This window comes from Pseudomonas kielensis (genome assembly GCF_014236655.1).
Classification (GTDB): Bacteria; Pseudomonadota; Gammaproteobacteria; order Pseudomonadales; family Pseudomonadaceae; genus Aquipseudomonas; species Aquipseudomonas kielensis.
Genome location: NZ_JACMYG010000003.1, coordinates 32,173 through 53,038 on the forward strand (window position 1 = coordinate 32,173; position 20,866 = coordinate 53,038).

At 60.4% G+C, this 20,866-nt stretch carries 22 protein-coding genes; 16 read left to right on the forward strand and 6 right to left on the reverse strand.

Annotated elements, in window-relative coordinates; genetic code table 11:
* The first annotated feature begins 119 nt into the window (after positions 1 to 119).
* Together H7995_RS03475 and H7995_RS03480 are read left to right on the forward strand one after the other, a co-directional pair.
* Positions 120 to 3,167: an aminotransferase class III-fold pyridoxal phosphate-dependent enzyme gene (locus H7995_RS03475; protein WP_166591199.1), complete on the forward strand. Its 3,048-nt coding sequence runs from the start codon at positions 120 to 122 to the stop codon at positions 3,165 to 3,167.
* A 247-nt stretch (positions 3,168 to 3,414) separates the two neighbouring features.
* The gene (locus H7995_RS03480) at positions 3,415 to 3,945 is read left to right on the forward strand and encodes a glyoxalase superfamily protein (RefSeq protein WP_185818000.1); all 531 of its coding nucleotides are present in this window, start codon (positions 3,415 to 3,417) and stop codon (positions 3,943 to 3,945) included.
* Positions 3,946 to 3,985: 40 nt separating this feature from the next.
* Here the strand turns inward: H7995_RS03480 and H7995_RS03485 are convergent, their stop codons facing one another.
* Positions 3,986 to 5,236 (reverse strand): 2-aminoadipate transaminase, encoded by a 1,251-nt coding sequence (locus H7995_RS03485; RefSeq protein WP_185818001.1) that lies wholly within the window; start codon positions 5,234 to 5,236, stop codon positions 3,986 to 3,988.
* A 370-nt stretch (positions 5,237 to 5,606) separates the two neighbouring features.
* Here H7995_RS03485 and H7995_RS03490 point away from each other — a divergent pair, with 370 nt between their 5' ends.
* The 4 genes from H7995_RS03490 to H7995_RS03505 all read left to right on the forward strand — a co-directional run bounded on the left by H7995_RS03490 (position 5,607) and on the right by H7995_RS03505 (position 8,540).
* Positions 5,607 to 6,395, forward strand: coding sequence for an ABC transporter substrate-binding protein (locus tag H7995_RS03490; RefSeq protein WP_166591196.1), 789 nt, complete (start codon positions 5,607 to 5,609; stop codon positions 6,393 to 6,395).
* A gap of 63 nt (positions 6,396 to 6,458) precedes the next feature.
* Positions 6,459 to 7,106, forward strand: coding sequence for an amino acid ABC transporter permease (locus H7995_RS03495; protein WP_159995468.1), 648 nt, complete (start codon positions 6,459 to 6,461; stop codon positions 7,104 to 7,106).
* A 10-nt stretch (positions 7,107 to 7,116) separates the two neighbouring features.
* Complete coding sequence (locus tag H7995_RS03500) at positions 7,117 to 7,776, forward strand: amino acid ABC transporter permease (protein ID WP_166591195.1); 660 nt, start codon at positions 7,117 to 7,119, stop codon at positions 7,774 to 7,776.
* Positions 7,773 to 8,540: an amino acid ABC transporter ATP-binding protein gene (locus H7995_RS03505; RefSeq protein WP_166591194.1), complete on the forward strand. Its 768-nt coding sequence runs from the start codon at positions 7,773 to 7,775 to the stop codon at positions 8,538 to 8,540. The genes H7995_RS03500 and H7995_RS03505 overlap by 4 nt, the downstream gene beginning before the upstream one ends.
* 131 nt (positions 8,541 to 8,671) lie before the next feature.
* Here H7995_RS03505 and H7995_RS03510 read toward each other — a convergent pair whose 3' ends face one another.
* Positions 8,672 to 9,286: a histidine phosphatase family protein gene (locus H7995_RS03510; RefSeq protein WP_342345326.1), complete on the reverse strand. Its 615-nt coding sequence runs from the start codon at positions 9,284 to 9,286 to the stop codon at positions 8,672 to 8,674.
* Positions 9,287 to 9,400: 114 nt separating this feature from the next.
* Here H7995_RS03510 and H7995_RS03515 point away from each other — a divergent pair, with 114 nt between their 5' ends.
* Together H7995_RS03515 and H7995_RS03520 are read left to right on the forward strand one after the other, a co-directional pair.
* On the forward strand, positions 9,401 to 10,141 hold the full coding sequence (locus tag H7995_RS03515) for an AzlC family ABC transporter permease (RefSeq protein ID WP_166591193.1): 741 nt from the start codon (positions 9,401 to 9,403) through the stop codon (positions 10,139 to 10,141).
* Entirely contained in the window at positions 10,138 to 10,464 is a 327-nt protein-coding gene (locus tag H7995_RS03520) for an AzlD domain-containing protein (RefSeq protein WP_166591192.1), read from the forward strand. Before H7995_RS03515 ends, H7995_RS03520 begins: the two co-directional genes overlap by 4 nt.
* 30 nt (positions 10,465 to 10,494) lie before the next feature.
* Here the strand turns inward: H7995_RS03520 and H7995_RS03525 are convergent, their stop codons facing one another.
* A complete protein-coding gene (locus H7995_RS03525; RefSeq protein ID WP_166591191.1) occupies positions 10,495 to 10,704 on the reverse strand; it encodes a hypothetical protein in 210 nt (69 codons plus the stop codon).
* 403 nt (positions 10,705 to 11,107) lie between these two features.
* Here H7995_RS03525 and H7995_RS03530 point away from each other — a divergent pair, with 403 nt between their 5' ends.
* A complete protein-coding gene (locus H7995_RS03530; RefSeq protein ID WP_166591190.1) occupies positions 11,108 to 11,335 on the forward strand; it encodes a hypothetical protein in 228 nt (75 codons plus the stop codon).
* Positions 11,336 to 11,367: 32 nt separating this feature from the next.
* Here H7995_RS03530 and H7995_RS03535 read toward each other — a convergent pair whose 3' ends face one another.
* Entirely contained in the window at positions 11,368 to 11,568 is a 201-nt protein-coding gene (locus H7995_RS03535) for a hypothetical protein (protein ID WP_166591189.1), read from the reverse strand.
* A 289-nt stretch (positions 11,569 to 11,857) separates the two neighbouring features.
* Entirely contained in the window at positions 11,858 to 12,334 is a 477-nt protein-coding gene (locus tag H7995_RS03540) for a PA2171 family ribosome-binding persister protein (RefSeq protein ID WP_166591188.1), read from the reverse strand.
* A 310-nt stretch (positions 12,335 to 12,644) separates the two neighbouring features.
* Here H7995_RS03540 and H7995_RS03545 point away from each other — a divergent pair, with 310 nt between their 5' ends.
* On the forward strand, positions 12,645 to 13,688 hold the full coding sequence (locus tag H7995_RS03545; protein ID WP_185818002.1) for a sterol desaturase family protein: 1,044 nt from the start codon (positions 12,645 to 12,647) through the stop codon (positions 13,686 to 13,688).
* Here H7995_RS03545 and H7995_RS03550 read toward each other — a convergent pair.
* Positions 13,680 to 15,017: an MFS transporter gene (locus H7995_RS03550; protein ID WP_182344471.1), complete on the reverse strand. Its 1,338-nt coding sequence runs from the start codon at positions 15,015 to 15,017 to the stop codon at positions 13,680 to 13,682. The two genes, H7995_RS03545 and H7995_RS03550, sit on opposite strands and share 9 nt — an antisense overlap.
* A 267-nt stretch (positions 15,018 to 15,284) precedes the next feature.
* On the opposite strand from H7995_RS03550, the gene H7995_RS03555 reads away from it, so the two are divergent.
* The 6 genes from H7995_RS03555 (at position 15,285) to H7995_RS03580 (ending at position 20,866) form a co-directional block, all read left to right on the forward strand.
* Positions 15,285 to 15,590, forward strand: a complete 306-nt coding sequence (locus H7995_RS03555; RefSeq protein ID WP_166591185.1) for a hypothetical protein — start codon at positions 15,285 to 15,287, stop codon at positions 15,588 to 15,590.
* 179 nt (positions 15,591 to 15,769) lie between these two features.
* Positions 15,770 to 15,949 carry a ribbon-helix-helix protein, CopG family gene (locus H7995_RS03560; protein WP_166591184.1) on the forward strand — a complete coding sequence of 60 codons (180 nt, stop codon included), beginning with the start codon at positions 15,770 to 15,772 and terminating at the stop codon, positions 15,947 to 15,949.
* Positions 15,950 to 16,593: 644 nt separating this feature from the next.
* On the forward strand, positions 16,594 to 16,818 hold the full coding sequence (locus H7995_RS03565) for a hypothetical protein (RefSeq protein ID WP_166591183.1): 225 nt from the start codon (positions 16,594 to 16,596) through the stop codon (positions 16,816 to 16,818).
* A 104-nt stretch (positions 16,819 to 16,922) separates the two neighbouring features.
* On the forward strand, positions 16,923 to 17,156 hold the full coding sequence (locus H7995_RS03570; protein WP_166591182.1) for a hypothetical protein: 234 nt from the start codon (positions 16,923 to 16,925) through the stop codon (positions 17,154 to 17,156).
* A gap of 346 nt (positions 17,157 to 17,502) precedes the next feature.
* A complete protein-coding gene (locus tag H7995_RS03575) occupies positions 17,503 to 20,334 on the forward strand; it encodes a xanthine dehydrogenase family protein molybdopterin-binding subunit (RefSeq protein WP_185818003.1) in 2,832 nt (943 codons plus the stop codon).
* The gene (locus tag H7995_RS03580; protein WP_095168494.1) at positions 20,327 to 20,866 is read left to right on the forward strand and encodes a (2Fe-2S)-binding protein; all 540 of its coding nucleotides are present in this window, start codon (positions 20,327 to 20,329) and stop codon (positions 20,864 to 20,866) included. Before H7995_RS03575 ends, H7995_RS03580 begins: the two co-directional genes overlap by 8 nt.

A 20,866-nucleotide genomic window follows, 5' to 3' on the forward strand; every position in this document is an offset into this window, starting at 1 on the left:
GCCGATTTTGTGCCGGTCGATTCCGACAATATGCAGGCCAAAGCCGACCGTATACTTACTGCCTTCCCTGGTTTCGCGTGCCAAGCTATCTGAAAAAAATGGCTTGGAAAACAATTACTATGACTAATCTTTCCCATCCTGCCCCGCAGTTCTCGACAGGCGATGCCGAAAAGCTGGGCGTGCAGCTTTTCAACGTAATCGGTACGGCCACGCCTCTGGACGGTGAGCGAGATCGCAACTACCGGTTGCAGACCCAAGGCGATGCGGGGTGGATCCTGAAAGTCGTCAACTCCACCGAGCCACGGGTCGAAAGCGAGTTCCAGGCGGCCATTCTCAGCCACCTCGCCAGTCACAATCCCGAGCTGACCGTGCCGTTTCTGAAGAAGAGCCTGGCCGGTGATTTCCTCGCCACGGCAGTGGCGGCCTCTGGCGAGACCCATGCGGTGCGCCTGGTCAGTTGGCTGCACGGCACACCGCTGGCCGAGGTCGAGCGCACCTTCGAATTGATGCGCAGCCTGGGCCAATCCTTTGGTGATATCGATCGAGCGCTGCAGGGCTTCATGCACCCCGGCGCGGTGCGCGACCTGGACTGGGATCTGCGCCACGCCGCCCGTTCGCGCGAACGCCTGCACTTCGTCAAGGACCCGGGCAAACGGGCGATTCTGCAACGCTTCATCGAGGCGTTCGAACAACACGTCCAGCCCCGGCTGGCGCGCCTGCGCGCCCAGGTCATTCACAATGACGGCAACGACTGGAACATCCTCGTCGATTCCGGCAATCACCAGAAAGTCTCGGGCATCATCGATTTTGGCGATGCGGTCCACACGATTCTGATCGCCGAAGTGGCCATCACTTGTGCCTATTCGATTCTCGACATGGAAGACCCCATCGGCGCGGCGGCCGCCCTGGCTGCCGGGTTCCATGACAAGTACCCGCTGCAGCCGGAAGAGTTGGACGTCCTGTTCAACCTCATCGCCATGCGCCTGGTGACCAGCGTGACCTTGTCGGCCTCGCGGCACGACCAAACGCAAGACAACCCTTACCTGGCCATCAGCGAAGCCCCGGCCTGGCGCCTGCTGGAGCGCATGGACGCGATGAACCCGCGCCTGGCGACGGCGATCCTGCGCAAGGCCTGTGGGTTTGATGCGGTCGAAGGCGCCGGTGCGATTCGCCGCTGGGTGGCCGAGAACAGCCAGTCATTCGCGGATATCGTGCGGCCGTCGGCGGCGAGCATGAACAAGGCGATTGCGCCGTTCGGCGATGCCTCCCATGTGATGACGGTTGCTTCAGCCGAGCAGCGTCCGGCAGAGGCCACCCAGTGGTGGGAAGACTTTGCGGCCGAGCACAAGGTGCCGCTGGGCATCGGGCCATGGGGCGAGGAAAGAACCATCTACACCGACGCCGCGTTCGAGTCGCGCTTCATCCAAGGGCAGCGGCGCATCGTGCACGTCGGTGTCGACCTGATCATGCCGGCAGGAACGCCGCTCTATACGCCGGTCGCCGGGGTGGTGCAGAGCGTCGAGGTCGAGTTGGAGCCGCTGGGCTACGGCGGCCTGATCATGCTCAAGCACACCCCTGAAGGGTGCCCGCCATTCCTGACCCTGTGGGGCCACATGGCCCATGAAGCGCTGACTCGCCTCAAGCCCGGTGACCGGCTTGAAGCGGGTGCGCTGGTCGGGTACATGGGGGCGGATCAGGAAAATGGCGGGTGGATTCCCCACGTGCATTTCCAGATGTCCACGGACACCGGCCTGCAAGCGAGCGAGTTCATCGGTGTCGGTGAACGGGCTTATCTTGAGGTCTGGGCCGATGTGTTCCCCGACACCTCGACGCTGGCCGGGATCCCGCCGGAAACCTACAGCCAGGATGGACGCAGCAAGGCTGAGATTGTCGCCAAGCGCAAGGAGCTGTTGCTGCCCAACCTGTCGATTTCCTATTCGGACCCGATCAAGTTCGTGCGCGGCGATGGGGTCTGGTTGATCGATAACTTCGGTCGGGCCTATCTGGACTGCTTCAACAACGTGTGCCACCTCGGCCACTCCCACCCGGATGTGGTGCAAGCACTGTCGCGCCAGGCGGGACGCCTGAACACCAACACCCGCTACCTGCACGACAATATCGTGGAGTATGCCGAGCGACTCACCGCGACCTTGCCGGAAGGCTTGGCGGTGGCGTCCTTTGGTTGTTCAGGCAGTGAAGCCAACAGCCTCATGCTGCGCATGGCGCGCAACCACACCGGGCGCAACGACGCCATCGTGCTGGATTGGGCGTACCACGGCACCACTCAGGAACTGATTGACCTGAGCCCCTACAAGTACAAGCGCAAGGCCGGTAAAGGCCGGGCCGAGCATGTGTTTGAAGCGACCGTGCCGGATGCCTACCGAGCACCACAGGATTGGCCGTTCGAGGAGCTGGGCAAGCGTTTTGCGCAAAGTGTGGCGGAGCAGATTGACTGCATGCGCAAGCAGGGCAGGGCCCCGGCGTTCTTCTTGGCGGAATCGATTCCCAGTGTCGCCGGGCAACTGTTCTTCCCGGAAAACTACCTCAAGGAAGTCTATGCCATGGTCCGCGCTGAGGGCGGCCTGTGCCTGGCGGACGAAGTCCAGGTCGGCTTTGGTCGTGTCGGTAGCCACTGGTGGGCGTTTGAAACCCAGGGCGTGGTGCCCGATGCGGTGACCATGGGCAAACCCATTGGCAACGGCCATCCGATGTCGGCGGTGGTGACCACTCGGGAGATCGCCGACAGCTTCAACAACGGTATGGAGTACTTCAATACCTTTGCCGGCAGTCCGGTGTCTTGTGCGGTAGGGCTCTCGGTGCTGGAGGTGATCGAGCGCGATAACCTCAAGCTCAATGCGCTGACCATGGGTAACTATCTGCTCGAGGGTTTCCGCAAGCTGCAGCAGCGCTATGACGTGATCGGCGACGTGCGCGGACAGGGCCTGTTCCTTGGGATAGAACTGGTCACTGACCGCAAGACCAAGGAGCCCGCCACGCACATGGCCAAACGGGTGGCCGATGGTGCCCGGGAGCGAGGCATCCTGATCGGTACCGAAGGTCCGTATGACAACGTCCTGAAAATGCGTCCCTCGATGATTTTCAGCCAGGCCAACGCGGACTTCCTGCTGGAAGTGCTGGACGACAGCTTCAGGGCTGCACTGCAGTAAATCCCCGGGGCAGGGCGTGCGACAACAAACGTGTCGCACGCCGTCCGCGGTCGCCGCAAGGCCTGAGGTGATCAAGCGGTTGGCGCTTGCAGAGCGGTTGTGTACTATCGGCGCTGGCCGCTGCTGCCCGCCGCTCGCTCCCTTGGGGAAAGGTGAAAGCAGGTTTTCTTCAAACTCTCCTGTATCACTCTTGATAGTCGAGGTTTGGCAACGCGAGCACCAGAATGCTTCGACTCCGGGAGTCACAATGCTGTCTATTCTCAAAGCCAAGCAGATGGCCAAGCACCTGCGTGCTTCGCTCGAGCAGCACCATCAACCCGTGTCCCACTCCACCGCGCTTGAACTGGTCGCCCAGCAACTGGGCTACAAAGACTGGAACACCGCCTCGGCACTGCTGCCAGAAGAACATCCCCAACCCGCTGTGACCTTCGACAAAGCCATTCCGATCTTGCGAATGTTCGACGAAGCCAAGGCGCGGGAGTTTTATCTGGATTTTCTGGGTTTCAGCGTCGAATTCGAGCACCGCTTCGAAGCGGATCTGCCGCTGTACCTGGGCATCAGCCGTAACGGCCTGCAACTGCACCTGTCCGAACACCATGGCGATGCGAGCCCCGGGGCGACGATATTCGTGCCGATGCACAACATCGACCTGCTGCGCGATGAGTTGCAGGGCAAACGGTACGGTTACGGACGTCCCGATATCGTCGAGCAGGGCTGGGGCAAGGTTCTGGAAGTGTACGACCCGTTCGGCAACCGGATCCGCTTCTGTCAAAGCTGATGGGGGGCGGGCCCTGAGCCGTAGCCAGGGCCCGCCCGGTTTAGCGAATAGCTGCCAGGCAGCGCTCGAAAATATCCAGGCCTGCTTCCAGGACGTGCGGCTCGATCGTCAGGGGTGGCAGCAGACGGATGATGTGCCGGGATTTTCCGCTGGGCATCAGCAGCAGGCCCTGCTGTCTGGCGCTTTCGAGTAGCTGTGCCAACACCGCCGTGGCGGGTGCGCCTTCGGGCGTGAGAAGTTCAATACCGCGCATGGCCCCGACACCGGTCAATTTGCCGAGATAGGGCGACAGCTTGTTCTGCTGCCAGGCCTGATAGCGGTTGAGGATCGCCTGTTCCTGGGATTCACCCCAGGCCGCCAGGTTGGCATCGGTCATCTCGTCCAGGGTGGCCAGCGCCGCCGCGCATGCAATCGGGTTACCGGAGTAAGTGCCTCCCAGTCCGCCTTTGGGCAGGGTGTCGAGCAGTGCTTTTTTGCCGACCACCGCGCCCAGCGGCAGGCCGCCGGCAATGCTTTTGCCCAGCAGGATCAGATCCGGTTCTATGCCCAGGCGGGTGAAGGCAAACCGTTGCCCGGTACGCCCGAATCCCGACTGGATTTCATCGACGATGAGCAGAATGCCTTTTTCATCGCAGAACCTGCGCAGTGCTTGTGCGAACGACGGCTCGAGCGCCAGGAACCCGCCTTCTCCCTGCACCGGTTCGAGAATGAAACAGGCCACTTCATTGACGTCGATTTCGACGCTGAACAACCGATCCAGGGCTTTGAGCGCCTCCTCGGTCGTGACCCCGTTGTCTTGACTGGGGTAGGGCAGGTGGTAAACCGGGCCGGGCAGGGTCCCGACTCGCTGCTTATAGGGCGCGACTTTGCCGTTCAGGTTCAGGGTGGCCAGGGTCCGTCCATGGAAGCCGCCATCAAAGGCAATGACCGCCGTTCGGCCGGTCGCCGCGCGGACGATTTTCAGCGCGTTTTCTGCCGCCTCCGCACCGCTGTTGGTCAACATGCCGCTGACCGCATACGACACCGGGATGAAGCTGGCCAGGCGCTCCATGAACTGCTTGTACGGTGCGTGTGGCGCGGCGTTGAAGGCGTAGTGGGTCAGTCGGCCGGCTTGCGTGCAGACCGCCTCGACAATCCGTGGGTTGCAATGGCCCAGGTTGAGCACGCCGATGCCACCGACGAAGTCGATGTAGCGCTTGCCGTCCGTGTCCCAGACATGGGCATTGAGACCGTGGCTCAAGGTGACGGGGTGGACAATGGCGATGGACTCGCTGATGGATGACGCGGTCATGGGGTGGTCCCTGGCTTCATGGATTTTTCCCTATGAAAGCGAGGATCGCCTGGCCACCACAAGCGAAAAGAAATGCCCCGGTCATTCCATAAACTCCTGAAGTGTCCCGACGCTGGATTTCTCAACCCGGCACGGCATTGCGCCAATGCCGCATCCAGCAGCCGAGGACCTGTGCCATGGCGCACGAGGCAGAGGTTTGCCGCGAGCATTTCGCGGTCAACCCGGCATAGTGTCGGTCAACTCCGGCAATGTGTCAGGCAGGCTGACACCTTGCTTGGTGCATTCCAAAATTGCCTATGCAAAACTTTTTGTGAAGGCTGGGTGAACAACCCCTGAAAAATAAATAATAACTCTTCGAAGGTGCCAACCGATGCTAACCAGAAAGCTCAAAGGCTTGATTGTCGCTTCCACCGTGGCGGCTGCGGCGTTACTTTCCACCTGCGCTGTTCTGGCTGACGATCTGCAGAAGATCCAGGACGCCAAAGAGATCCGGATCGCCATGAGCGGTCAGTACTCCCCCTTCAGCTTTGCCAACGAACAGAACCAGATTGTCGGCTTCGACGCCTCCATCAGCGAGGCCCTGGCGGAACGCATGGGGGTCAAGGTGACGATCGTCACCACGCCATTCGACGGGATCATCGCCGGCCTGCTGGCAAAGAAATACGACGCCATCATCGCCTCCATGACCATTACCCCGGAACGCCAGAAGGCCGTGGATTTTGTCGGTCCCTATTACCATGCGGGCCGCACGATCGTGGTCAAGGAGGGCTCGCCCATCCAGAGCCTGGATGACCTCAAGGATGTGACCGTCGGCGTCACGCTCGGCGATGCCCACGACAAGTGGGCCCGGGCGCGCGGCAACCTCAAGGTCAGGACCTACAAGGGGCTGCCGGAAATGCTGGTTGACCTGGAGGCCGGGCGGATCAACGCACTGGTAATGGACAGTGTTCCAGTGCTGGTTGCCGTCAAGGAAACCGGGCAGAAGGTGCGCATCATTACCCCGCCCGAGAGCGACGGTGGCATTGAAGGCATGGGCATTGCGCTGCGCAAGAACAACCCTGAGCTCAAGGCGACGATGCAGCAGGCCCTGCAAGACATGCTCGCCGACGGCACCTACGAAAAGATCTCGATGAAGTGGATCGGCAACGATATCCGCTGATTCATCGCACGCCTGGCTCGACCTGGGGTCGGGCCAGTCAATCCGACTTTTCCGAGGGTTCCCATGGATCTGACACTCATACAGCGCACATTCCCGTTTTTCCTCGAAGCGGCGTGGATTACCGTGCAGATCTCGGTGCTGGCTCTGCTCCTGGGGTTACTGGTGGCGTTCGTGCTGGTGGCTGCGCGGTTGTCCACGGTGTTCCTGTTCCGGTGCCTGGCAAGAATCTACGTCAGCGTTTTTCGCGGCACGCCGTGCCTGGTTCAATTGTTCATCATTTACTTCGGCGGGCCGCAGATCGGCCTTGAACTGGAGCCGTTCGCGGCCGGGGTGATTGGCCTGGGCCTGAACATTGCGGCGTATATGGCCGAATCCATTCGCGGCGCCATCAGCAACGTCGACCCGGGCCAGGAAGAAGCGGCGCGTTCCATTGGTTTCGGACGCCGCCAGACGTTATGGCTGGTCACGCTGCCCCAGGCGGCCAAGTTGATGATTCGGCCCCTGGGGGTGAACGCGGTCGCACTGATCAAAGGCTCGGCCCTGGTATCGACTATTTCGGTGGTTGAACTTTCCTATACCGCGCAGCGTTTTATCAGCTCGACCTACAAGCCCTTTGAAATTTTCATGGTGTCTGCGCTGCTGTACATCGTGATGGTCTACTCGGTTCGATTTGTCGTCGACTATCTCGACAATCGTTTCGCGGCAAGGTGAGAACATACCCATGCAAGGTCTGGATCTAAGCATCGTTACACCTTATTCCGAGTTGCTGGCGACGGGTCTGTGGTGGACGGTCGTGATGTTTGTCAGTTCCAGCATCTTGAGTTTGCTGGCAGGGATCGCCTTTGCCCTGATCGTGCTGTACGCGCCAAAACTCATGGCGTTGCCGGTGCGTTTTATGACCTGGCTGCTGATGGGCACGCCACTGCTGCTGCAGTTGTACGTGATTTATTACGGCCTGGTGCAGGTGGGGATAGACATTCCCGCCCTGGGGGCGGGCATCATCGGTCTTAGCCTGCACTTTGCGGTCTACAACGCCGACGTGATCCGCGCTGGCGTGGTGTCAGTCGACCCCGGGCAGATCGAAGGCGCCCGCTCCATCGGCCTGAGCCGTGGCCAGACCCAGCGCTACGTTGTCGTCCCGCAAGCGTTGCGCAGCACCATTGCCCCCCTGGGCAACAACCTGATTGTCCTGCTCAAGGACACGTCTCTGGTTTCCATCATCGGTATTGCCGAGTTGGTGTATAGCGCCCAGCTTGCGGTGAGTGAAACCTACAGCCCATTTGAGTTTTATCTGACTGTTGCGGTTATTTACTATGCAGCCAACCTTGTTCTGGAAGTCGGCCTGCATCTTCTCGAAAAAAAGGTAGAGATGTCACGATGATCAGCGAAAAATTCATGGTTGAGGTCAAGGGCGCACGCAAGGCCTACGGCGCACTCGAAGTACTCAAGGGCATCGATCTTTCGGTCTCGCGCGGACAAATCGTCGCCATCATCGGCCCCAGCGGATCGGGTAAAAGCACGCTGTTGCGGTCAATCAATCAACTGGAAGTGCTTAACGATGGCGAGATCTGGCTGGAGGGTGAACAAGTCAATCGGCCATTGAAAGGTCGTGCCTATGAGCAGCATATAAACGCCGTGCGTCAGCAGATGGGCATGGTGTTCCAGCACTTCAATTTGTTCCCGCACTTGACCGTGTTTGAAAACATTGCGCTTGGCCCGATCAAGCTCAAGGGCCTTTCGAAAAAAGCTTCCCGTGAACTGGCAATGGAATATTTGTCAAAAGTAGGGTTGGCCAACAAGTTCGATGAGTACCCCTCGCGCCTGTCGGGCGGCCAGAAGCAGCGCGTGGCGATTGCCAGGGCACTGGCGATGCAGCCCAAGGTCATGCTGTTCGACGAGGCGACATCGGCACTGGACCCCGAGCTTGTCGAGGAGGTCAACCAGGTCATGAAGCAGCTCGCGGCGGAACACATGACCATGTTGATCGTCACCCACGAAATGCGGTTTGCCGGCGAAGTGGCAGACCGGATTGTGTTCATGGATGGGGGGGTGGTTGTGGAGGAGGGCGCACCGCAGGATATTTTGCAAAACCCGGTCCACGAGCGGACGCGGTCATTCCTGAAAAAGCACCTGCATGATCGATAGCGTGTAGGGCTGCGATCTTTTGATCTTGGCCATGTGGGAGCGAGCTTGCTCGCGATGGGGCCGGCACAGCCAACATCGACGATGCCTGGCATACAGTCATCTCGAGCAAGCGCAACGCCGCCCGGCGGCTCCTACAGATGCAGAGCGCTTGACCAGCGCTGTCCGTCAAAGGTGAAGCAAACAGACTCACCATTAACGATTGGGTTCGCCTGGTCGAACTCACGAAACGCGTCCATGGCCGCGGCATCGATTCGCTGGGGTGCCAGCAGAATCAGCCAGCGTACGACCTGCATGAACTGTCCGTGGCCGAACACCAGCACCGAGCCGGTTTTGCCTTGCAGTTGGCGCAGCGTTGTTTGCGCGCGCAGCACCAGGCCGCGGAAGGACTCTGTCCCGGGGCCGTTGCTGTGATCCGGCTCGCTGGCGCGCCAATAGGCTTCTACCCAAGGACGTCTTTGCGCCGCCGTTGTCTTCATGCAGTTCGCGGGCGAGAGGTAGGTGAACTCCTCGACCGGCCACACCTCTACCGGGACGCCCGGGAATTTGCGCAGGGTGGGGGCTGCGGTATCTTGGGCTCGGATGAACGGCGACATGACGATCAACTCCGGTGCCGCCTCAAAAGACTGGGCAATGGCCTGGGCCTGGGCTTTGCCGCGCTCAGTGAGGGCAATCAGGGCCGGGTCCGATGATGCTCCGCCGGCATTGGCGGCGCTCTCGCCATGTCTGATCCACGTTACCGTCAACACCAGGTCCTGCCCCTCGCTGATTAATTCATCCGGGCACAATAAATCCCCCGGCAGGGCTTTGTAAGCTTTATGGTCTCGATACCTGGCGACGCGAACACACTACAAGGAGTCCACATGCCCTACCGAACAGCAAGGGAAGCATTCATGCACGGTGTGCGGGCGCTGTTGCCATTGAGTCCCGGGGTCGTGCCCTTTGGCTTGTTGACGGGGGTCATGGCTATCAGCCTGGGCCTTTCGCCCGGCACGACCATGGGCATGACGCTGCTGTTCTACTCCGGATCGGCGCAGATGGTTGCGCTGCAATTGCTGCATACGGGCGTCATGCCGCTGGCGATTGTGGTGACGGCCCTGGTGATCAACTTGCGCTTCATCATGTACAGCGCATCACTGGCACCCCATCTGCATCATTTGCCCCGCCGCTGGACCTGGCCCTTGTCCTACATGCTGTCCGACCAGTCCTACGCCCTATGCAGTGTCAAACTGGCGTCCGGCGAGCTCGGGCGATTTGCCCAGCATTACTATGCCGGCACCGCCGTTGCCATGTGGCTGGTATGGCAACTGTCGGTATTGGCAGGCATCTACCTGGGCGCCAGCATTCCCGAAAGCTGGTCGCTGAGTTTTGCCATCCCGCTGTCGTTTCTCGCGTTGCTGGTGCCCGGTATACGCAATGCACCGAGTCTGGGGGCCGCCACGGTAGGCGGATTGATCGCCGTGTTTGCGGTGGACATGCCCTATAACCTGGGCCTGGTCAGCGCCTCTGTGGGTGGCGTGGTGGCGGGGGTGTTGCTCGAGAATCTGCGCAAGCGCCCATCGAGCGAAGCGCTGGCCGCTGACGCCGAGGGGGAAACACGATGAGCGACCTGAGTTTGTGGGGGCTGTTCCTGGCGGTCGGGTTGGGCACGTTCGCCATGCGTCTTTCCTTTGTCGAACTGTATGGCCGACTGCGCATCCCGGCGCTGCTCAGGCGAGCCTTGCTCTATGTGCCGGCGAGTGTGCTGGCGGCCCTGGTGCTGCCCGCCGTGGTGTACCCCGGTGGCCAGGGTGAATTTGTCCTGGCCAATGCGCAGATCCCCGCCGCCATTCTGGCTGCCTGGGTCGCCTGGAAGACTCGCAATACGCTGCTGACACTGGTGGTCGGGATGGGGGCGTTGTGGTTGTTGAAGTATTTTGCCGGGTAACGGCCACCTGTGCTGTGGGCAAGCAGGAGGTCACTCGGGCGTCATCAGCACCGCCAACGTCAGGCTGATGAATTCCTCGTTGTGGTCGATGGTGTCCAGGGCGCCGCGCACCTGATCGGCAACATCGGCCGAGCCGCGCAGCTCGACCCAGTTCGACAGTTCCAGGATGGCCGCTTCGAGGGCGAGCTGGTTTTCGTTGAGCTTGAAGAGCAGGGAAGGCAGCAGGTCGGAATTGGGCATGGTGGATCCTCCGTGGTGGTTTCAGCGTAGCAGCCACATCAGCGGGAGGAGGCGGGAAGGGCGGGCAGGGGGCAGGCGCCGGGTGACTGGAGAAACGTGATCGGGTAATTGAAGATCGGGCGGTTCTCATCGATACATCGAGGACGCCGCGGCTGGTCGAGAGTATTTTTGTGTTCGGTGATGGCGTATTGATATTGCTGCCTGCATACTCTCGAACGGCACATTTGCCTGCCATCACGCCGCCTGGGCATGGAAGTCCGCACTTGATAAAACAAAAAATCTTCGCCGCATTGATCTTGGTTGCCGCTACGGCGTATTCGGTGTTTAACCTATTCAACATGCTGACCTACGGCTAGTCGCGACCAGGGTCAGACACCCCCGTTACCGTCAATTAGTGAGTCTTATGAAAGATGACCTGAGGAACCAGGCGCTGACCAACTGGCGCAGACTGTTCCTGATGCCCCAGAACCTGATCAACGCCGAGGATCGCTATGAAAAGCTGCTGCGCGCTGCCGATCATATGGAGCGCACGCAGTTGATCAGCAGTGACGAGTGGCGTGCGCTTGTCCAGCAGGCGGGTACTTCTTTTGCCAGTACCGCGCAATGCATGGGGGGATCGGTTCAGGAGTGAAAGGGTGGAGGCTGATGGTTGACGCCTGCGCGTTAGTAGCTGGTGGCCTGGCCGAGGGTGTTTTCCTGCGTGCAGGCCATGAGGTGCAACGGCATTGGCGGTTGCTCATCGGTGCAGGTAATTTCCAGATTGCCCACCACCTGGGGCGCGCGCTCACTCAGTCGGGCCGACTCTTGTTCCTTTTCCTTGGCCATTTTCGCGTGGTTCGCTGCGATTTCATGAAGAGTTGACACGTTACATCTCCGGTGACTGACCAAGCGTTTCGCTGGTGTCCTTTAACGTTAGATTGAATTAGCCCTGCGCGTCAGAATTTCGTCATTGCGCGGCGCTAGTGCGGGCTTGTGCAATCCCTAAGCCAGACAGTATAGGGCTAACCCCATGACTTATCGCTACGCGACGAATGGTGGGGCAGTTGCGTTAAACAATTGTGACTGAGCCTGATGCCAGGCGATCACTCGTTCGCCTGCCGAGCGGGCAGTGCGGGCCCCGCCGTCGACGTGGGGCCCGCACTGCCGGTGCCGGTCAGGCGGCGACTTTGCCGGCGCTGAGGTCTTTTTTGTACTGCGCCTTCATGGCTTCCATCTGTTTACCCAGCTCTTGCAGCGTGGCGTTGCCCAAGAGCTTTTTCGCCTGGGGAAACATCTCGGTTTCTTCCTCCTTGATGTGATGCTCCAGCAGCTCCTTCACCACCTTGGCCCGACCGGCAAATTCCGGGGTGGTGGGGTCGGTCAGCTTGAGGTCGGGCAACACCAGGGAATCGACCGTGCGGTGTTCTTCCTTGGCCTCGTAGTACATTTCATCCTGCTCCTTGCCCCCGGCTTTTTTGAATGCCGGGTACAGGATGTCCTCTTCCAGGCGGGTGTGGATGGCGATCTCCATCTCCAGCTTGGCCACCAGTTCGGTGCGTTTTTTCACGGCGCGGTCGGTCGACTCACTGAGTTGGGTGAGGAGGGCTTTGACGCGCTCGTGGTCAGCTTGCAACAGGTCAATGGCGTTCATGCAGGTCACCTCTTTGGTCACGGGGGCATTGCGGTTCGGTCTGTGCCTAGCGCGGGAAACACCCAACAGATATTGCAGGGCCTGTGCCAACGAGATGAATTAATTAGATTTGTAAAATCAAATACTTACGATGAGTCTTGGCGCGGTTTGCCATGCAGCTTGCACGGAACGGCGTAGCGCGCCGTGCAAAAAACGTGATGCCAGGGCCTGAAAAAACCTCGGGCCAGGCACGCCCCGGAGCAGGGCCTGCGCGGCCAATCAGGGGCGAAATGATTTACACTAGCGCCCCTTTCGTGGAGGCCGGTGATTGGTGGACGTTTTAGCATTGCTTTATAACGGCTTGCACAGATGGGTGATCGGTCCTGTCACCCAGCAGTTCCTGGGCATTTTTGATCTGAACGGGCGCCTTGGCCTGGTCTTCCTGCTGATGTCCTACAGCATTGCCTACGGTCTGTTCCAGTTCCGCCGGCGTCGCGGCCTGATGGATGCCAGGTCATTCTGGCAGTTCATCGGCGGGCGGGGTGTACACCTGCATCGCTCGGCCTTGCTCGATTATCGCTATTACTTCGTGCGGGCGATTCTCAAGGTCGCGTTGGTGCTGCCGATCGTCGCTCTAGTGGACCCGTACATCTTGCGGTCCGGGGACTACCTGCAGTTCTTCACCAACCTGTGGGGCGCGCGGGAGCAGGCAGGGCAGCACCTGGGGCTTTCGCTGCTGTTCGGCCTGGGGGTGTTCCTGGTGCAGGACTTCACTCACTACTGGGGGCACCGGGCCTTTCATAGCCGATGGTTGTGGGCATTTCACAAGGTTCATCATTCGGCGCCGGTACTGGTGCCTGCGACGGCCAGCCGGGTGCATTTCCTGGAAAAAATCGTTGAGAAACTGATGACCACGGTGACCGTGGGGGCGTACGCCGGGACCTTCTGGTATGCCTGTGGGGGCGAGGTCAGTCGTTACACCCTGTTCGGCGTGACCTACCTGGTGTTGATCCTCAATAGCCTGGCGGCCAATTTGCGCCACAGCCATGTCTGGCTCTCTTTCGGACCGGTGCTGGAACACGTACTGAACAGCCCGGCCCAGCACCAGATTCACCACAGTGACACGCCCCGGCACTTCCACAAGAACTTCGGCACCAACCTGTCACTCTGGGACTGGATGTTCGGCACGCTCTATGTCACCCGCGCCACGCCCGAGCCCATCCGGTTCGGTACGGGGGAGGGCGATCAGGATCGCTACCTGACGGTCTACAGCCTGATCGTCACCCCCTTTGTCGACACCGCGCGCCGGATGGGCTGGGTCAAGCGCCCAATGACCCCAGCCTCGAGCCCATCCGGGCCGCGCCCGTCAGTGTGACACTGGCGATTGGGCAGGCACGGCCTGGGGCTGGCTGCGGATGATCAGCAACCCGGCGGTCGCAATGACCAGGGGCACGATCAGCGCACTGTAGTAGCCCGACGGGCCACCGTGTTCGAGGAACCAGCCGCCACTGGCCGAGCCAATGATGGCGCCGACCCGGCCCAGGGCAATCGCCCAGCCGGTGGCGGTGGCCCGCAAGGCGGTGGGGTAGGCCTGGGCGACCATGTAGTTGAGCACGATCTGCTGACCGCCGATGCCCAGGCCCGCGGCGCCGGCGAGGATGAACACCAGCGACCAGTGGGTACCGCTGTTGGCCAGGCCCCAACTGATGGCGATACCGAACAGGAACAGCGCCAGCAGCAACAGGCGCGCGTTGACTTTCGGCAGGATGATCGCCAGTGGAATGGCGCAGACCACGAATACTGTGTTCACCGCCACGGTGCCCATGGGCGCCTGTTCGGCGGGTAGGCCGGTGGCCTTGAGCACGGTCGGCAACCAGGAAAGGAACATGAACCAGGCGACCCAGTTGAACAGGTAGATGGTCCAGATGCCGCAGGTGGTGCGCGCCAGGCCGCCGGTGAACAAGGAACCGACGCTGGTTTTGATCTCGACTTCGGGCACGCTGAAGGTGCTGCCTGCCGGCGTCTGACGCCCGCTGATGGTGGTGATAATGCGTTCGATCCGCGCGCGCTGGCTGGCCAGGCGATGGCGGGTGAGAAAATGCAGGGACTCCGGCAGCCAGATCATCAGCACCGCCAGCAACACCAGTGGGGCGATCCCGCCCACCAGGAAAATCCCCTGCCAGCCAATCACCGGCAGCATTTTGGCCGCCAGCAATCCACCGAGAATGGCGCCGGCAGGCAGGCCGAGCAGGACGGTGGTCATGATGGTGCCGCGGTTTTTCGCTGGCCCGTATTCCGCTGCCAGCGACAGCACTACCGGGGTTGCACCGCCCATGCCCAGGCCGGCGATAAAGCGCAGGACCAGGATCTGCTCGGTGGTTTGCGCGAATGCGGTTGCCAGGGTGGCGCAACCAAAGAGCGCCACGGCGCCGATGATGGTGGGGCGCCGCCCCAGTTTGTCACCCAACAGCCCCAGCGACATGGCGCCGAGCACCATGCCAACGATGCCAGCGGTGAGGATGGGCGCCAGGGCCCCGGGACCCAGTCCAAAGGCCTGGATAATCGACGGCCCGGTAAAGGCAATGGCCTGGGTATCAAATCCATCGAGGATCGCCACCAGGAAACACAGGGTGAAGATCCGCCACTGGAAGGCGCTGAGGCGCGCGCCATCGATCAGTTCGGGTATGGAATAGTGACTGCTCATGGGGGGCTCCGAGTGCTTTCTAGTTGTAGTTTTTCAGGCGCACCTGTTGAGCATCACGCTAAAGCCTGGGCGGGCCGGGCGTCTAATATCAAATGGGTGCAGCACCATACCTGGTGGGTATGGTGCTGCACTGGGCCATTGCCCTAGGGCGGTGTACTAGTTGGGTACTTTACTTTGTCATTGAGTCGCAAAGTGAGTGGGTGGTATTTCACCGGGAAGTCGCGTTACTGTTGGCAACTAGTGGGTGCTAAAGCCAGGAGTTGTTAGATGTATATAAGATCCAATGTGTATCACGTGTTCATGCAGCAATACCCGGATGCGCACTTTGTGACGGTTTACCATGAAAACGGCCGTGTTTCGGAAATTGCCTCTGGCAAGCGCGAGGGAAAAGTCGAGGTGGTTTTTGTCGGGACCTACGAAGCGACGGGGTGCCTGGTGGTCGAAAGTCGCATCACTGAAGACCCTTGGGGCCTGCCGGAAACGCTCTGCAGCGCAGGTCCCATGCACTACTACAGCCTGGGCGCCGAACGCGCGATGACTCACGCCAACAGCCCGATCTGCTCCAAGCGATGAAGGCACAGCGCGCTTGAAGAAGCCGCATCGCTCAGGTGTTTCGCGCAGAAAGTTAGGCATTACCTGAGGGTTGGACTATGGTCCACTGGGCTTAAGAATATTGTATTTATCATTTAAACCAGGAACTGGAATTCCGCTCGCAGCCTCAATAGCGCTGCGCAGGTCACAAGGATCGTAAAATGCCCAATAGAACTGCACGCCTGACGATACTGATTGACCAGCAGACCAAGAAAGAACTTGAAGAACTTGCTGCGCTGTCTGATCTGACCACTTCGCAAGTTATTCGCAAGCTCATAAAAGACTATCTGGAAGATTCCGATAGCCCGCCGATGCACCCCCAAAAACACCTTATCCAGTAGCCCGTCGGGTTCAGCGCACAGCCGTGGCCGCGGTCTTGTCTCGACCGTCGAGCCACTGTCCGGCAGTGGCTGTCCAAGGCGTTTTTGATGATCGGTAATCCGCCTTTTACGTAAAAAAAGTGTGGTTATTTAAGCACTTAGCTAAAATTTATTTCATTTTTTTACATGTAAATATCTTGTTACAACTCCCCATGTCGGGTTAATATCGCCCCGCGTTCACCACCACGGTTTATGCATTTTTAAGCCCCAAGTTTCCATCAGCTACTTGGGCTTTTTTTTGCCTGAAATTTGACCTCAAGGCCGGGTAGCGGATATTCCCAGGCCCCATAAGGCCAGGACAAAAGGTTATTAGACCGTCTCCCGGGCCTCTGCTAAAAAAGTAGCTGCACGACAGTCGCCCCGCACCAAGGTGGGTCGACGTGCGACGTGCACTGCATCTCCATTTGCTCAAATGGAAATCGCCCAACATTGTGCTGGGCAACGATCAATGAGTCCGATGCCACCCTTCGGGTCAATTGCTGCGCCTCTGGCCAACTGCTCGCGCAACGCGCAAAGGGCTCATTGATCACTTTCCCTCCTGCTGCCCATCCTCCGCCCGCACTGCCGTTAGAATGACTGCACTTGAACAGGCGGGTGGGTCACTGATGCGCAGAGAAATTGGTTATTGGCACCGGGAAGGGCGCGAGCTGTTCTATTACCTGGAATTCGAACCACAGACCGCGCAGTTCTTCCTCACCTGCGAGCACAGGCCCCCCGGCGCTGAGATGAGCGTCAGGCGCGTACCGCTGAGCGAAGCCCGCGGCGAGCGTTACTATGAGGATGCCCTGCTGATCATCAAGGAAGAGTTGTTCCGGGATTATCGGATCTGAGCGTAGGGCCAAGGGCAGCCCGGCGCGATCAAGCCGGGCGATTAAGGTGCTACAGTTTTCCCATGCACCTTATCCAGTCGTACCCAGAGACGGAGGCCATTGTCATGTTACTCAACAAACCGGAACAGCAATTGCGACGCGACCTGCAAGGCATTGCATCGGACCTGCGCTGGTCAGCGGTGGACATCAAGGTCATTGCCGAGCGACTGCACCAGGCCGGCAACCCGGCCGACGCGCAGGCCTTGCTGAGGATGTGCGAGGTGTTCGAAAAAACCGAAGCGCGGCTCGTCAGCTACGCCAATGAGGTCAAGGCTCACAAAATCAATCTGAGCACCTGAGCACCTGAGCACCTGAGCACGAGTGCCTGGGCTGCATGACCAGAGCTTCAGCCAGGATCTTCCCGCCAGCACCTTCAATCAAGAGCCCCGCGCTCACCCAGTTATCCGCCCATCAAGGAGCAGTCACCCGACTGCTCCCGGCCAAGCCCTGCGCCCGGATAAATTTCAGCGTGCTACTACTATTACTTTTGCCCAGGCCGGGCAAATTCGATAAAGTTAACCATTAGGTCAACTTTTTTCGGTTTGTCGGCCCTTCGCGTCTTCAGGAAGGGTTTCTGTATGACCTGAATTTTCCAGAACACCATAACGACATGGACGGATTTCATAGCCGTCCAGAGGATGATCCATGTCCAACCGTGACATATCCCGGCGCTCCTTCCTGCAGGGCGGGTTGATCGCTGGCGTCAGCGTAACGCTGACACCGCTCAGCTCCCAGGCGCTGGCTGCCTTGATGGAAAACAGCGTGACCGTGCCGTCCGAGCAATGGCTTGGCAACAACGGCAAGGCCCGCATGCGCAACGACTCGCTGTCCAAGGTCTGCGGCAGCAAGGTGTTTGCCCGCGACATCCGTGCCAAGGACATGCCGGGCTGGCCCCAGCAGCAGGGCCACGCGATGCTGCTCAAGACCATTCGTGCCGACCGCCTCTACGAAGGCTTCGACCTGGCGCTGCTGGGTGCCGACCTGCAACCCGATCGCATCGTTACCGCCCAGGACCTGGAGCAGGACGGCATTGTCTTCCCCGAAGACCACGCTCCCGATCCGCTGCTGCCCACCGGTAAGGTACCGATGTTCATCGGCCACCCGGTGGCGATCCTGATCTGGAACGACTTCGAGCGTTTCCGCCAGGCCAAGAACAAGCTCAAGTTCAACGACAAGGCGATCCGCTACGGTGCCCAGGCGCCGCTCTATACCCGCGACCCTTATGGCAGCTTCCGCTACGTGCGGGTGGGCGGTGCGACGTCGGCCGACGAAGACGAATTCGCCAGCCTCAAGGACTCGATCCTGTTCCCGATGATTCGCGAACGCCGCCCGGTATGGAATGCCCAGCCCAACGTGCACGGCAACCTGACCGAGCGCGGGCTGTTTTATGCCGACCGCATGCAACAGCAACTGCAAACCCCGCCGGAAGGCTGGATGGTCTTTGACGAGCGCTACAAGACGCCGTCCATCGAGCCTGCGGCCCTGGAACCGGACAACGGCAACGGCTGGTACGACCCGGCGACCAATACCCTGCATTTTGTGGTCGCGACCCAGTGCCCACTGGAAGCCGCCTCGGAAACCGCGAAGATGATCGCGCCGTCGCGTTTCGGTCTCGCCACGCTGAACATGCACCCCGGCTACACCGTGGGTTATGGCTCCAAGGACCACAACATCTTTGTCTACTACGCGGCCCTGGCGGCGTTGTACGGCAACGGTGTACCCGTGCGCCTGGCGAACGATCGCTACGAGCAGTTCCAGAGCGGGATCAAGCGCCACCCGTTCGACATCCGCTACCAACTGGCGGTCGACAAGCAGGATCACAGCTTCAAGATTTTCCGCGCCGACATGACCGTCGACGGCGGTGGCCGGATCAACTACAGCCCTTCGGTGGCGGCAGTCGGTGCTACCGCGGCGCAGTCGATCTACTACATGCCGCAGAACGACCTGCAAGTCACCGCCTACCACTCGCGCGGCGTTGAAGCCGGCTCCATGCGTGGCTACGGCACCCTGCAGAGCATGGCCGCGACCGAAATGATGGTCGACGAAATCGCCGATCGCCTGGGCATCGACGCCATCGCCCTGCGCCAGAAAAACGTGCTGCGCTCGGGCATGAAAAACACCCAGGGCGCGGTGCCGGCCGGGGCCTTGCGCCTGCACGAGATCCTCGAGAAGGCCGCCGCGTTCGACCTGTGGAAAAACCGCAAGGCCTTGAAGCAGGCCGAAGACGCCAAGGACCCTGACAACTGGTACGGGATCGGCTTCGCCATCTGCCAGAAAGACTTCGGCACCGGTTCGGAAGCGCCGATGGCCAGCATCGAGTTCACCGCCGAGGGGCACATTACCCTGCGCCACATCGGCATCGAAATCGGTACTGGCATGTCCACCTCCCAGGCCCTGGTGGTTGCCGACTTCCTCGGCAGCCCGGCCAGCGAAGTCAAGACCGGTGAAACCGAGTGGGACGAGTTGCAGCTGACCAGCAGCGGCAACCCCTACATCATGAGCCAGGCCGAACAGGACAGCGTGCTGCGCAATCCGCGCTGGGTCGGCAAGATTGCCTCGGCATCGTCGGCCACCAACTCGGCCTACTACTTCAGCCATGCCACCCGCGAAGCGGCGCGCGTGCTGTTCAACCACGGCCTGTGGCCTGCCGCCCTGGAAATCTGGCGCCAAGGTCCGTTTGGCGGCCAGGCCAACCCCTACGTGGTGCGCCGTGAAGACGCCCATTGGGTCGACGGCAAGCTGACGGCCAACGGCATGGAACCGCTGTCCTTGGCAGTGCTGGCCAAGCGGGCCCATGAACGTGGGCTGGTGACTGGCGCCACAGTGCATGGTTTCAACCGCTGGAGCTGGGCCGAGGCCGAGTACAGCATCAATGGCGTGCGCGAACGCCTGCCGCTCGATGCGCTGGCCGTGAAGTACGGCGATGGCGCGCCGCAGGCGATCAAGGCGCAGATGAAGTCCGCCGGTTTCCACCTGCTGGACCGTCAGAACGTGGCTTACCCGGCCACGCAACTGAACAATGCTGCCGTCACCTACTACAGCCCGGTGGCGACCATCGTCGAGCTGAAAGTCAACAAAGGGTCGGGCGAGGTGCAAGTGCTCAACCATCACTCCTGGCTCGAATGCGGCCGGGTGTTGGTGCCGGAACTGGTCAAGGGTCAGCTCGAGGGCGGGATCGCCATGGGCATCGGCCACGCGTTGCTGGAAGAGATGCCGTTGTACGAAGGCGGGCCAGGGGAGGGTGACTGGAACTTCAACCGTTACCGTCTGCCGCGGGCCAAGGATGTCGCGGTGTGGAAACAGACCTCGGAAATCCTGCCGCCGTTGTCACCCAGCGACCCGTCCAAGGGCATCGCCGAGGTGGTGATGATCCCGGTGGTGGGTGCCATCGCCAACGCCGTGGCCCACGCCATCGGCAAACGGGTCCGTGACCTGCCTATCACTCCAGCGCGCATCAAGGAGGCCCTCAATGGCTAACCGTCCGCTCCAAATGACCCTCAATGGTCAAACCGTCGGTCCTGTCGAGGTCCCTGATGATCTGCCGATGATCGACTACCTGCACGAGTACCGGAACCTGACCGGCTCGCGCCTGGGTTGTGGCCAGGGCATCTGCCACGCCTGCGTGGTGATCGTCGACAACCCCGATGGCACCAGCGAGGAAGTGCGCACCTGCATCACCGGCGCGCACTACTTCGAGGGCAAGAAGATCCGCACCATCGAGGGCCATGCGACCCGCGACGAGGCTGGCAAGGTCACTGAGCTGAACCCGATCCAGCAGCGCTTCGTCGACGAATTTGCGTTCCAGTGCAGCTACTGCGCGCCGGGGTTCGTCAACGCCGCGACGGTGCTGGTGGAAAAACTGCAGCGTCAGCCGATCAAGCAAAGCCAGCTGGAAGCGGTGATCGAGGACAGCCTCGGCCACCACATCTGCCGCTGCACCGGCTACGTGCGCTACTACAGCGCCACGCGCAACGTGCTCAACGATCTTGGCCTGGTCAAGGAGGGTTGA